The following is a 12,160-nucleotide window of genomic DNA, read 5'->3' as shown; positions in this document are numbered from 1 at the left end:
GCCGCTCACCTACCAGGCGGCATCCAGGATGCTGCGCACATCTTGGGGGCCATGGATTTTTCTGGGGTTGGTGTGGATAAGGCGGTCGTGCATGGCGTTGTGCGCAATGAGGTCCAGCATGTCGGCGGGCACCCCCACCTCGCGCAAGGTGCTGGGCAAACCCAGTTCGGCCACCAATTCGGCCAGCAGATCACAAGCGGGCTTGTTCGGCTCGCCCAAGGCTTCGCTCACCCGTTTTTGTTGCTCGGCGTTCACGCTGTGGTTGTAGCGCATCACATGGGGCAGCATGACACAAGAGGTGTACCCATGAGGCACCCCAGCAGTGCCACCCAACACATGGCCAATGCCATGGCTGGCCCCTTTGTGCACGCCTGCACTCGAGCCGATGATGGACATCCATGCCCCCAACTGGCAATCGAGTCGGGCGTTCAGATCAGAGGGGTCTTTTTTGACGGCCCGCAAACCTCGGCCCAAAAGGCGCAAGGCCTGAAAGGAGGTGGCCTCTGACATGGGGTGGGTGTTGACAGAGCACAGGTCTTCCACGGCATGGTCTACAGCGCGTAGGCCTGTAGACAACCACAACCATTCAGGGGTGTGGACCGTCAAGGCCGGATCCAGGATCACGGTACGAGGTGACGCTTTGGGGTGCAGAAAATTTTCTTTGTACCCCTTGGCCGTATCGGTGCAACCGGCCAAGGCGCTGAATTCACCCGCCGACAAGGTGGTCGAGATCACCGTGCTGGGCACGCTGGGGCCATTGAATTCGGGCCGCTCCACACGCCCATCGGCATGGACCCGGGTGGCCAAGCGGTCCAGGTCCTCGGGTGAGTCGATGGCATTGCTCATGCACAGGGTCAGCATTTTTCCGGCATCGGTGATCGAGCCGCCCCCCAGCGTCAAAATCAGATCGGCCCGTGCATTCAAGGCCTCATGTGCCGCCTTGACCACAGCTGTGCGCGGTGTGTGTGCAGGCATGTCAGAAAACACCCCCACGCAGCGTGTACCCAAGACTCCTCTGAGTTGATCCACCACATCGGTGTGGCGCGTCAAGCTGCCACTGGCCAACACAAACACCCGCTGGGCGTCCACCGTTTGAACCTCTTGGGCAAAGGCCTGCACAAAGGGAACGCCATAAACAATGCGCTGCGTGTTGGGATAACTGTAGAGGCCAGAACGCATGAGAGTGGTCTTTCATGTCCATGAAACTGGAAGGCTTCATCATCTCGCATCCACGCGGGTTTGGAGTCGCCTAGTTGTCTCGATCTGCCTTGACTTACCCATTGAAAGCTTCAAGATGAGCTGAGTTTCATTGACCGGCGAAAGTAGAGACATGCATGATTTTGTATTTCCTGCAGTGACGCTGCCCGAGAGTGCGCAGTTGTTGCGACAGCAGGTTCGGGCATTTCTTCAACGAGAAATGGATGCGGGGAGTTTCACGCCACGCAAAAATTCCTGGTCTGAAGGCGATGCCGAATTCAGCCGCAAATGTGGGCAGGCTGGCTACATCGGCATGGTGTGGCCCCGCCAATACGGAGGCCAGGAACGCACTGCCCTGGAGCGGTATGTGATGACCGAAGAGATGCTGGCTGGCGGTGCCCCCGTGGGGGCGCACTGGGTGGCCGATCGGCAAAGCGGCAACCAGATTTTGCGTCATGGCAGCGAACGGGCTCGCCGCCTGATCTTGCCCCAAATTGCAGCGGGTGAATGCTTTTTTGCCATCGGCATGAGCGAGCCCGATTCGGGCTCGGATTTGGCCGCCGTCAGAAGCAAAGCCGTCAAGGTGGAGGGGGGCTGGAAACTCTCGGGCACCAAGGTCTGGACCAGCAGCGCCCACCGTGCGCATTACCTGATTGCCTTGGTGCGTACGGCCCCCAAAGAAGAAGACCGCCATGCGGGCATGACTCAATTCATCGTCGACTTGAAATCACCCGGCCTGAGCCTGAGCCCCATCCTGAACATCTATGGCGCACACGACTGGAACGAAGTGGTTTTTGATGAATGCTTTGTGCCCGATGACATGGTGATGGGTGAAGTCGGTGGTGGCTGGGACATGGTGACCAGTGAATTGGCTTTCGAGCGATCGGGGCCAGACCGCTTTTTGAGCACCTACCAGTTGCTGCTGGCGTCGATGGAAAAACTGGGCGACCAACCCGATGCGAGATCGGTCAATGAAATAGGTCGTTTTGTGGCGCACTTGACCACCTTGCGGCGCATGTCCACGTCAGTGGCCGGCATGCTCACACAGGGACAAAAACCGATTCTTGAAGCGGCTTTGGTCAAAGACATTGGCACCGCATTTGAGCGTGAAATTCCCGAAATATTTCGGCAACTGATTCCCACCGAGCCGGTGATGGACAACGACAGCAGCGACTTTGACGCATTGCTGGGCATGAACATGTTGAAGGCTCCCGGCTTCACCATCCGGGGGGGAACCCGGGAAATATTGCGTGGAATGATTGCCAAAGGATTGGGACTGCGATGAGCGATATTCGTGACGATCTTGAAAAAACGGTTGACCGCATTTGTGAGGCCCATTGCCTCAAAGAAGTGTTCATGTCGAGCGAGGAAGGCACTTGGCCCCAAGCCCTTTGGCAGGCACTGCAAGAGGTGGGCTTGCCCCAGGCTTGCCTGAGTGAAGAACAAGGCGGCAGTGGTTTGAGTTATGCCGATGCGCTCTTTGTTTTGCGGCGCAGCGCCTTCCACGGCGCACCGGTGCCACTGGCCGAGACTTTTTTGGCTGGACGCTTGTTGTCTGCCGCAGGTCTGAGCGTGCCCGAGGGCGTTTTATCGGTCAGCGTGGCCCACACCAAAGACCATTTGCAGCTCCAAGGTGACGGCGAACAAACCCGCTTGTCGGGCCTGGCTCACCGCGTGCCTTGGGGGCTGTCTTGTGACCATTTGGTGCTGGTGGCGCAGCGAGATGGCGTGCCTTGTGTGGTGCGGGTCGAGCGTCAGGCGCTGGCCACAGTGGCCCACACAGCGGTCAAAAATCTGGCTGGTGAACCCCGCATTGATTTCAACTTTCAAAACACCCCTTGCGCCGCGGTCGCCCCCCTGGCGCAAGCGAACGAGCGACTGTTGTGCGAAGGGGCTTTGATGCGGTCGGTGCAAATGGCCGGTGCTTTGCAACGCGCCTTGGCGTACAGCCTGCAGTACGCCAATGACCGTGTTCAGTTTGGCCGCCCCATTGGCAAATTTCAGGCCGTGCAGCACATGCTGGCGGTTTTGGCAGGCCATGTGGCCGCCAGCGCCGCCGCTGTGGATGCCGCCATTGAGGCCTCAGAGAATGAACCTTCGGACTTTGCCGTGGCCGTGGCCAAGTCCAGGGCCGGTGAAGCGGCAGGCAAAGGGGCCGAAATTGCACACCAAGTGCATGGTGCCATGGGCTTTACCCGCGAGCACAACCTTCACCACCTGACACGCAGACTCTGGTCCTGGCGTGACGAGTTTGGCAACGAAACCCATTGGCAGACTCGCATCGGCGAGATGGCTTTGAAGCAAGGGGCCAACATGCTGTGGCCTTTCCTCACGCGTTTGTGATTTTTTCAACTGACTCAGGAGACAAAAAACATGCTCAAGCGAAACTTTCTCACCGGCTGCGCTTTGTCGTTGGCCATGGCCCTGTGCACAGGGGCAGTGGCCCAAGACAAAGACTTTCCGTCCAAACCTTTTCGCATTTTTGTCCCCTTCACGGCCGGCAGCGGCTCTGACACCTCGGCCCGCTTTTTTGGCGATCGACTGGCCAAGCAGTTGGGTCAGTCGGCCACGGTTGAAAACAAACCCGGTGCCAGTGGCATCATTTCGGTTCAGGCCTTGTTGGCTTTGCCCGCCGATGGTCACGCGATTTTGTTGGCCAGCAATTCACCCATCTCGGTCAATCCCATCAGCATCAAAAATCTCCCCTACAACCCCATGACCGACTTGACGCCTTTGGCCGGTCTGTCGCGCAACATGAATGTCTGGGTGGTGTCTGGCAATTCCAAGTTCAACCATTTGAAAGATGTGGTGGAACATTCCAAAAAGAATCCCACCAAACCATTGAGCCTGGCCAATTACTCGGCGGGCTATCGTTTGGCAGGTGAATGGTTTTCCAACATGGCCGACGTCAAGTTCAACCACATCACCTACAAAGGGGGCGCTCAAATTTTTACCGACCTGATGGGGGATCAACTGGATGTGGGCATTGCCGATCTGGGCGGGGCTGCGGCCTTGATCAAATCAGGCAAGCTCAAGGCACTGGCCGTCTCAGGTGAGAAAAGACACCCCGATTTCCCCAACGTCCCGACCTTCATTGACAGTGGTTTTCCTGAATATGTGAACTACTCCTGGACGTCGTTTTACGTCAAGGCCGGCACGCCAGAAGCCATCAAGAAAAAGCTCATTGAAGCCTTGGTCAAAGTCAGGGATTCTCGTGAAGGCATGGACTTCAACAAAGCTTCCGGTTCAGACAACATGCCTTACTTTGGTGACTCGATGCTGAAATTCCAGCAAGACGAGCTCGAGCGGTTCACACGTATTTCCAAAATGGCTGGCATGCAACCCGAATGAAAGCCCACGGCATGTCGATGTACAGACCCGATTTGCTGGCGGGCAAGCGCATCCTGATCACGGGTGGTGGCACAGGCTTGGGCAAAAGCATTGGCCAGCGGTATGTGGCTTTGGGTGCAGACTTGGTGATTTGTGGTCGACGCCCAGACGTGTTGAGCCAAACAGCCCAAGAGTTCAAGAGCACCTTGGGTGTTGACATTGAAACGCATGTCTGTGACGTACGGGATGCGCAGGCCGTGCAAGACATGATGGACGCCATCTGGGCCAAAGCACCACTGGATGTGCTGCTCAACAATGCGGCGGGCAATTTTTTGGCCCGAACTGAACGCCTGTCCACGCGTGCTTTTGATGCGGTGGTCGACATCGTGCTCAAGGGTTCGGCCTACTGCACCCTGGACGTGGGCCGCCGTTGGATCGAGGCTGGACGCCCAGGCACGGTGATGTCCATCCTGACCCAGTCGGCCCTGACCGGCATGCCCTTCACAGTGCCATCGGCCATGGCCAAGGCCGGTGCACTGGCCATGATCAAAAGCCTGGCCGTCGAATGGGGCCCTTATGGCATTCGCACCGTGGGGGTGGTGCCAGGGCCGTTTCCGACCGAAGGTGCTTGGTCTCGCCTGATGCCGCAAGAACGCATCGGTGACGCCCCCATTGAACAAGGTGTGGCGCTGCGGCGTGTCGGGCAGCACCATGAATTGGCCGACTTGTGTGTGTACTTGATTTCAGACAGTGCCGCCTTCATCACGGGAGAGGCCGTGATCATCGATGGCGGCCGAATGCTGCAAGGTGCGGCAGGCGCATCGGCTTACAACATGCAGCACTGGCCTGACAGCACCTGGGACAGCCTCAAACCCAAGAAAAACACAGCATGAGTGACGCCAACATCGACTTGTCTGATGGGCCTTTGACAGGCATTCGCATACTGGACCTGACCTCGGTGGTGCTGGGTCCTCTGGCCACACAAATTCTGGGCGATTACGGTGCTGAGGTCATCAAGATCGAAAGCCTTGAAGGTGATTTGATGCGCTCCAACGGCGTGAACCTCTCGCCCAGCATGAGCTCCATTTATCTGGCCATCAACCGCAACAAACAATCCTTGGCCTTGGACTTGAAGTCAGAGCAAGGCAAAGCCATTTTGCGGCAATTGATTCCGCGGGTGGATGTGCTGGTGCACAACATGCGGGTCTCGGCCATTGAAAAACTCGGTTTTGGCTACGACGCAGTGGCCCAAGCCAACCCCCAAATCGTCTACTGCGCCGCCACAGGTTTTGACCAAGATGGCCCCGACAAGGACCGCCCCGCTTTTGACGACATCATTCAGGCAGCTTGTGGATTGGCCAGTGTCAACAGCCTGGACCGCGATCGGCCAGATTACGTCTCCACACTGGTGGCCGACAAAACCACAGGCATGGTTTTGGTCAACGCCGTTTTGGCAGCCTTGCTGGCCAAGTCGCGCAGCGGCCAAGGGCAATATGTGGAAGTGCCCATGCTAGAGACCATGGTGGCCTTCACCTTGGTGGAGCACCTGGGGGGACTGACCCGCAACCCAGCCACGCAAAGCGCTGGCTACAGCCGTGTGTTGGGTGGTGGACGTCAACCCAGCCCCACACGCGATGGCTTCATTGCCATGCTGCCGTACACCAACCACCATTGGGAAAGTTTTTTCAAAGATGCGGGTCAAGAGGCCTTGGGCCAGTCTTTGGGGGTGAGCAACCGCGTCACACGCAATGCCAACATCAAAGGGCTGTACGCCGCTTTGCACCAAATCACCGCCACCAAAACCACCGCCGAATGGATTGAGATTTGCGACCGACTGGACATTCCCGCCACCCCCATCTACGCCATGGAGGACTTGCCAGCTCACCCCCAATTACAAGCCGTGGGCCTGTTTGAGGACACGGTCCACCCTGACGTTGGGGCCATTCGTTATGTGCGCCCTACTGTCAAATTTGCCAAAACACCGGCCAAGGTGCGCCATCAGGCCCACCGCCTAGGCCAGGACACGCACACCATCTTGTCTGAGTTGGGTTACAGCGCCGATCAAATCCAGGCACTGGCCGATCAAGGCGTCATTTTGAACAGCAACTGACGATTCTTACCTCTCCTACAACAGGACCTCCCATGAGCACTGCCCCTGATCTGAACATCACCCAGGACCAACATGTCACCTTGGTGGAAATTTGCAGACCACCTCACAATTTTTTTGACTTTGAATTGATCCAGCAAATTGCCAATACCTTCGAAGCCCTGGATCAGAACCCGCAGTGTCGGGCTATTGTGCTGGCCTCTCAGGGCACGGCATTTTGTGCCGGGGCCAATTTCAACAGCCCGGATGACAAAATCAGCCGCCCTGAAAACCCAGGCACCAATCCTTTGTATTTCGAGGCCATTCGGATTTTTTCTTGCCGTAAACCGATTGTGGCGGCCATTCAAGGCGCTGCTGTGGGTGGCGGACTCGGCTTGGCCTTGGTGGCCGATTTCCGCGTCACCTGCCCAGAAGCCCGTTTCACGGCCAACTTCAACCGTTTGGGCTTTCATCCGGGTTTTGGTCTGTCGGTCACTTTGCCCCGCTTGGTAGGGATTCAAAAAGCCAATTTGCTGTTTTTCACGGGCAGGCGCATTGGGGGACAAGAAGCCTTGGACATGGGGTTGGCCGATGTGCTGGTGGCCCAATCCGATGTGCGTGCCGAAGCCCTCCAACTCGCCCACGAAATCGCTGTCTCAGCCCCGCTGTCGGTTCAGTCCACACGGGCCACCCTGCGCCAAGGCTTGGTGCCGCAACTGCAGCAAGCGGTAGCGCATGAAAGTGCCGAGCAAAACTGGCAGTTCAAAACCGAAGATTTCAAAGAAGGCGTCAAAGCCATGACCGAACGCCGACCACCGCAGTTCCAAGCCCGCTGAATGGGTGGTTGCGCGGGTGGCTGCACAGGCCAACTCGCGCCGGCCTGTGCAACAAGGATGGTGAACATCCCTGTGGCTTGATCACCATTTGACTTTGCCGCTGCCCACATCCATCACCATGCGTGTGGACAGATACAGCCGTGGCGCGATCGAGTCGATGAAGATGTACTCGTCGTCGTTCGAGTGGGCTCCAAAGCCGCGCAGTCCAAAACTCTCCAGCACACCACCTTTGGGACGCAGCCCGGCAAACGCGGCATCCGTCCCCCCACCGGTGGCACGCTCTTGGACCATCAGGTTTTGACCGATTTCCTGAAAAATGCCCAAGGCGTGTTGCGCCATGACCCGAGATGCTTGAGTGGCTTCAAAGGCTGGACGGCTTCTGTAAAAACTCAGGTCAATTTGGGTGTCCGGGACCAACTTGTCCTTGATGGCTTCTTTCAAGCTGGCCTCCATCTGATCCAGGTCCTTGTTGGACAGCGAACGCACATCGGCAATGGCGCTGGCTGAAGCGGGAATCACATTGCGGACATCGCCACCCCGGGCCACGGTCCAGTTGATCTTGAGTCCCTTGGACGGGTCACCAAAGTTGCGGGTCTTGAGCATCTGGTGCGCCAATTCGTAGACTGCGTTGCGCCCGCCTTCGGGGTTGGCGCCAGCATGAGAGGCTTTGCCGGTGACTTTCATCTCCACAATGGCAATGCTGCTGGTGGCCAGTCGAACCATGTCTTTGTCGACACCACCGCCTTCAAAGGACATCACCGCATCGTATTCCTCGCCCAACCGGACCAGCAAGGCGCTGGAGCCCGCCGAGCCCACTTCTTCGTCGCCGTTGATGGCCACAGCGAGTTCTGCGTAATCGTCAAAACCCAAATCCTGCAGCATCTGCACGGTGTGCAAAATCAAGGCCACACCCCCTTTATCGTCTGAAATCGCCAAGCCATAAGCCCGGTTGCCATCGATGCGAAAGGGCTGTTTGGCCACCATGCCCTTCAAATAGACCGTGTCCATGTGCGCGATCAACAGCACTTTCTTTTGGCCCTTGCCTTTTTTGGTGCCCATCACCACCGAACCGAGCTTGGCGCCTTTGAGTTGGGGGTGAAAGTCTGGGGCCTGCGTGGGAATGGTTTTGACCTCCATGCCCATTTGCTGCAGACGTTGCCCAATCAACTGGCTGATTTTTTCAAGGCCCTCCAGATCCCGGCTGCCCGACTCGATGGAAACCAAAGTTTTGAGGGTGTCCAGCAAGGCGGGTGTTTGGGATTGGGCCATCGTTTGAACACGGGCCTTGGCAGGGTCGCTTGGGGACTGAGCCCAAGCTGGTGTGAATGCTGCTGCGCAGCAGCTGGCAGCCAACAGCAGCCGGGTCGCTTGACGGTTGGAACGACGAACCCAATTCGAAAGCAACATGACGTTTTCCTCAGTGATGGATGGATGGGGTCATTTAACGACTTTGACTGAAGCCAGTCAGCAGCATTCGCGACAGCACAAGCACGCGTGGGGCTGCTCTGCAGGGGGCATTGCAAAGGCGACACGCGTGTGCGGCAGCCTTGCTAAGCTTGCAACCTACAGGAGAAAAACATGACACACAAAATGGCCATCATCGGACTGGGCATCATGGGCCGGCGCATGCTGGAAAACACTTTGCAACATCCCGCCTTTGAGGTGTGCGGCGTCTGGGACCCTTCGCCCGCATCGGTGGCCAAAACGCGGGAGATGGCACCTGAGGTGCCCGTTGCAGCCCATGCGCAAGCCGCCATGGCCGGGGCCGATGTGGTGTACCTGGCCTGCCCGCCAGGCCCGCGCAAAACCTACGCCTTGCAAGCCGCTGCGGCTGGGCAAGGCGTGTTCATGGAAAAACCCCTGGGCACTGACAACGCGCAAAGCCGTGATTTGGTCACTCAACTGCGCCAAGCGCGTTTGCCCGGCGTGGTCAACTTCACCCAGGCGGCGTCGCGGGGTTTCGAAGAACTGCAACGTGCCATGGACGCTGGAGAAACGGGTGAACTGCTGGGCATTGACATCGTGGTGAACTACCCGGCCTGGCCCCGTGCTTGGCAAAAAGACGCCGACTGGCTGCGCCTGCGCGAGGAAGGTGGTTACACCCGCGAAGTGACCTCACATTTCTTGTTTTTGGCCGGGCGCTTTTTGGGCCCACTGACTTTGCAGCAGGCTTTGCCGCGTTACCCGCAAGACCCCACCTTGTGCGAGTTGGACATGCTGGCACGCTTGACCACGGCCGATGGCAAGCCCGTCACGGTCATGGCCACCACGGGTGGCCAGCAACCCGACCGTCAAGAAGTCACGGTGCGCGGCAGCCGCATGAACCACCAATTCAGGGAGTTTTACCAACTGTGGCGCTCAAACGGCGGCCCCTGGGAGGAGGCCTTGGACTGGCGCACCGAAGACCCGCGCACCAGCGCTTTGCAGCGTCAGTTGAGTGAGGTGGATTTGTGGCTGCGCGGCCAGCCGCACAAACTGGCCACGGCCGAAGAAGCCTTGGCAGTCCAGGAGTTGGTGGAAGCCATGCTGGCGGGGAAGTCCTGATTTCCACTTCCAAGGTGCACCTGACCTGACCCGCCGCTGTGCCGCTGTCGCGGCCTGCGAACAGCTCAGGGCCCTCAGTCGGCTTTGATGTTGGCGCTTCTGACGGTTTTGCCCCACAACTCAAAATCGGATTTGATCCGTTCTGTGGTTTGCTGGGGCGTCATGGGCATAGGGTCGTAGCCTTCGCGTTTGATGGCGGCGATCACTTCCGGGTCTTTCAAGACGCTGGCCATGGCAGGGACCCATTTGTCCATCACTTCCTTGGGCAGACCGGCCGGCCCAACAATGCCAAACCAAATGCTGGCATCAAAGCCTGGAAATCCGGCTTCGGCCATGGTGGGCACATCGGGGAACATGGAACTGCGTTTGCTGGAGGAATCGGCCAAGGCCCGCAGTTTGCCGGCCTGAATGTGAGAAGCTGCTGAGCCCAACGAAGAAAACAACACCGGCACATGCCCCCCGAGCAATTCGGTGATGGCAGGGCTTCCGCCTTTGTAGGGAATGTGGCCAATGTCCAGCTTGGCGGCGGCCTTGAATTGCTCACCCGCCAGATGCCCCACACCGCCCACCCCTGAGGTGCCATAACTCCAGTTTTTGGGGTCTTTTTTGGCCAATTCCACCAAGGACTTCATGTCCGTTGCTTTGGATGTGGGCAGGACCACCACCACCACACCACCACCCCCCACCATCGAGATGGGCGTAAAGCTGCTCAAGGGGTCGTAGCCGAGTTTGCGCATGTGCGGCAAGATCGTCATGGGGCCTGAGTCTGTGATGTGAAAGGTATAGCCATCGGCAGGCGCTTTGGCGGTTATTTCTGCGGCCAACGCTGCCCCGGCACCTGGCTTGTAATCCATCACAAAAGGCTGTTTGAACATGCGTGACAACCGATCGGTGATGGGGCGCACCAATTTGTCAGCCGCACCACCTGGCGCATAGCCCACCACCATGCGAATGGGCTTGTCCGGGTACTCTGCGCTGGCTGGCGAGACCAGTGCGGCCAAGCCAAAGGTGGCGGTCAAAAGGGTTTTGATCATGTGCATGGTTTACTCCTGTGGGTTCATGAGGGCGTCTGGAATCAGAACGATGGCCCCTTGCGTGGTTCGGCTCTCCAGCAACCGGTGTGCCTCACTGGCCTGACTCAGGGGCAGCAAGGTGTCAATGTCCAAGCGAATCGTGGGGTCGCCCAAGATGCCGAAGGCCTCCACGCTCATGGCGAGCATGTCAGCGCGGTTGGCGATGTACGTGCGCAAAGTGGGGCGGCATACCCACAGCGATTGGCTGTGCAGGTCTTGCAAGGCAAAACCCTCAACTTGCCCGGACGCGGTGCCAAAGTTGACCACCAGCCCCTTGGGCTCCAAGCACTTCAGGGAGCCGTCAAAAGTGTCTTTTCCGACCGAGTCAAACACCACGCTCACGCCCTGTCCCTGCGTGATGCGTTTGACCTCGGAGACAAAGTCCTCGCTGCGGTAATTGATGGCGAAATCTGCCCCCAGCGCCAAGGCGGTCTGGACCTTGGTTTCGCTGCCTGCAGTGGCCAACACCACCAAGCCCAAGCGTTTGGCCCACTGGACCAAAATTTGCCCCACCCCACCGGCAGCGGCATGCACCAGCACGCGGGTGCCGGGCTCGAGTTGGCGCATTTGCTTGAGCAGGTACTGACAAGTGAGGGCCCGCACCAAACCGGCCGCCACACGCACATCGTCCACATCGGGCGGCACAGGGATCAGCCGCTCGGCCGACACCGCCACATGGGTGCTGTAGCTGCCCACGCCTGCGTTGGTGTAGGTGACCTTTTGCCCCAATTGCAAGTCTTTGACCTGCGATCCCAACGCCACGATTTCGCCCACGGCATTGATGCCAGGCACAAAGGGAGGCTGCGGGTTGTGTGAATGGGCCTGCCCCGCCCGCAAGTAAATATCGACAAAGTTCACGCCAATGGCCGTGTGAACCAAAACCACCTGATGCGGTGCTGGCACAGGAACCTCGATCGAACGACTTTGCAGAACTTCAGGCCCACCGATGGCGGTGACCTGTATTTCAAACGGAGATGCCATCTTGCTTTCCAGAAAAGAAGCCATTGCACACGGGCTGGACAAGCCCCACGGCCCATGCACAACACACGCTGCAGTATCTTCAGACCCGCCCACAAAACTGTCGCCTAGCGGAC

The 12,160-nt window shown here is 58.2% G+C and carries 11 protein-coding genes; 7 read left to right on the top strand and 4 right to left on the bottom strand.

All coding sequences use genetic code 11. The features are described 5' to 3' along the window. Window positions 1–9 precede the first annotated feature (9 nt). Entirely contained in the window at window positions 10–1,179 is a 1,170-nt protein-coding gene (locus B9Z48_RS01580; RefSeq protein WP_108376917.1) for an iron-containing alcohol dehydrogenase, read from the bottom strand. A 151-nt stretch (window positions 1,180–1,330) separates the two neighbouring features. On the opposite strand from B9Z48_RS01580, the gene B9Z48_RS01575 reads away from it, so the two are divergent. Genes B9Z48_RS01575 through B9Z48_RS01550 form a run of 6 tightly spaced genes read left to right on the top strand, consistent with a single transcriptional unit; the run spans window position 1,331 to window position 7,449 of the window. Continuing rightward, window positions 1,331–2,482, top strand: a complete 1,152-nt coding sequence (locus B9Z48_RS01575; RefSeq protein ID WP_089953019.1) for an acyl-CoA dehydrogenase family protein — start codon at window positions 1,331–1,333, stop codon at window positions 2,480–2,482. Continuing rightward, window positions 2,479–3,540, top strand: a complete 1,062-nt coding sequence (locus tag B9Z48_RS01570) for an acyl-CoA dehydrogenase family protein (RefSeq protein ID WP_089953021.1) — start codon at window positions 2,479–2,481, stop codon at window positions 3,538–3,540. The genes B9Z48_RS01575 and B9Z48_RS01570 overlap by 4 nt, the downstream gene beginning before the upstream one ends. Before the next feature lie 30 nt (window positions 3,541–3,570). Beyond that, a complete protein-coding gene (locus B9Z48_RS01565) occupies window positions 3,571–4,548 on the top strand; it encodes a tripartite tricarboxylate transporter substrate binding protein (RefSeq protein ID WP_228769076.1) in 978 nt (325 codons plus the stop codon). Between the two features lie 11 nt (window positions 4,549–4,559). Then, a complete protein-coding gene (locus tag B9Z48_RS01560; RefSeq protein ID WP_233260978.1) occupies window positions 4,560–5,420 on the top strand; it encodes an SDR family oxidoreductase in 861 nt (286 codons plus the stop codon). Continuing rightward, the gene (locus B9Z48_RS01555) at window positions 5,417–6,637 is read left to right on the top strand and encodes a CaiB/BaiF CoA-transferase family protein (RefSeq protein ID WP_108376916.1); all 1,221 of its coding nucleotides are present in this window, start codon (window positions 5,417–5,419) and stop codon (window positions 6,635–6,637) included. Before B9Z48_RS01560 ends, B9Z48_RS01555 begins: the two co-directional genes overlap by 4 nt. A 32-nt stretch (window positions 6,638–6,669) precedes the next feature. Next, window positions 6,670–7,449 carry an enoyl-CoA hydratase/isomerase family protein gene (locus B9Z48_RS01550; protein ID WP_108376915.1) on the top strand — a complete coding sequence of 260 codons (780 nt, stop codon included), beginning with the start codon at window positions 6,670–6,672 and terminating at the stop codon, window positions 7,447–7,449. An 81-nt stretch (window positions 7,450–7,530) separates the two neighbouring features. Here B9Z48_RS01550 and B9Z48_RS01545 read toward each other — a convergent pair whose 3' ends face one another. Further along, complete coding sequence (locus B9Z48_RS01545) at window positions 7,531–8,856, bottom strand: glutamate carboxypeptidase (protein WP_108376914.1); 1,326 nt, start codon at window positions 8,854–8,856, stop codon at window positions 7,531–7,533. 171 nt (window positions 8,857–9,027) lie between these two features. Here B9Z48_RS01545 and B9Z48_RS01540 point away from each other — a divergent pair, with 171 nt between their 5' ends. Further along, window positions 9,028–9,993, top strand: coding sequence for a Gfo/Idh/MocA family protein (locus tag B9Z48_RS01540; RefSeq protein WP_108376913.1), 966 nt, complete (start codon window positions 9,028–9,030; stop codon window positions 9,991–9,993). 74 nt (window positions 9,994–10,067) lie between these two features. On the opposite strand, the gene B9Z48_RS01535 is transcribed toward B9Z48_RS01540, so the two are convergent. Both B9Z48_RS01535 and B9Z48_RS01530 read right to left on the bottom strand, forming a co-directional pair. Further along, the gene (locus tag B9Z48_RS01535; RefSeq protein WP_089953033.1) at window positions 10,068–11,033 is read right to left on the bottom strand and encodes a tripartite tricarboxylate transporter substrate binding protein; all 966 of its coding nucleotides are present in this window, start codon (window positions 11,031–11,033) and stop codon (window positions 10,068–10,070) included. Window positions 11,034–11,036: 3 nt separating this feature from the next. Then, window positions 11,037–12,047 (bottom strand): quinone oxidoreductase, encoded by a 1,011-nt coding sequence (locus B9Z48_RS01530; protein ID WP_158273189.1) that lies wholly within the window; start codon window positions 12,045–12,047, stop codon window positions 11,037–11,039. Window positions 12,048–12,160: the final 113 nt, after the last annotated feature.

Origin of the sequence: Limnohabitans sp. WS1 (assembly GCF_003063265.1) — a bacterium.
Classification (GTDB): Bacteria; Pseudomonadota; Gammaproteobacteria; order Burkholderiales; family Burkholderiaceae_C; genus Limnohabitans_A.
Note: the sequence above shows the minus strand (reverse complement) of the source record. Positions and strands in the feature narration are given on the sequence as shown.

Bases quoted from the DNA above. Each gene is read 5' to 3' on its own strand.
- B9Z48_RS01565 (WP_228769076.1), top strand. From the start codon at position 3,571: ATGCTCAAGCGAAACTTTCTCACCGGCTGCGCTTTGTCGTTGGCCATG.
- B9Z48_RS01575 (WP_089953019.1), top strand. From the start codon at position 1,331: ATGCATGATTTTGTATTTCCTGCAGTGACGCTGCCCGAGAGTGCGCAG.
- B9Z48_RS01535 (WP_089953033.1), bottom strand. From the start codon at position 11,033: ATGCACATGATCAAAACCCTTTTGACCGCCACCTTTGGCTTGGCCGCA.
- B9Z48_RS01555 (WP_108376916.1), top strand. From the start codon at position 5,417: ATGAGTGACGCCAACATCGACTTGTCTGATGGGCCTTTGACAGGCATT.
- B9Z48_RS01550 (WP_108376915.1), top strand. From the start codon at position 6,670: ATGAGCACTGCCCCTGATCTGAACATCACCCAGGACCAACATGTCACC.
- B9Z48_RS01545 (WP_108376914.1), bottom strand. From the start codon at position 8,856: ATGTTGCTTTCGAATTGGGTTCGTCGTTCCAACCGTCAAGCGACCCGG.
- B9Z48_RS01580 (WP_108376917.1), bottom strand. From the start codon at position 1,179: ATGCGTTCTGGCCTCTACAGTTATCCCAACACGCAGCGCATTGTTTAT.
- B9Z48_RS01540 (WP_108376913.1), top strand. From the start codon at position 9,028: ATGACACACAAAATGGCCATCATCGGACTGGGCATCATGGGCCGGCGC.
- B9Z48_RS01560 (WP_233260978.1), top strand. From the start codon at position 4,560: ATGTCGATGTACAGACCCGATTTGCTGGCGGGCAAGCGCATCCTGATC.
- B9Z48_RS01570 (WP_089953021.1), top strand. From the start codon at position 2,479: ATGAGCGATATTCGTGACGATCTTGAAAAAACGGTTGACCGCATTTGT.
- B9Z48_RS01530 (WP_158273189.1), bottom strand. From the start codon at position 12,047: ATGGCATCTCCGTTTGAAATACAGGTCACCGCCATCGGTGGGCCTGAA.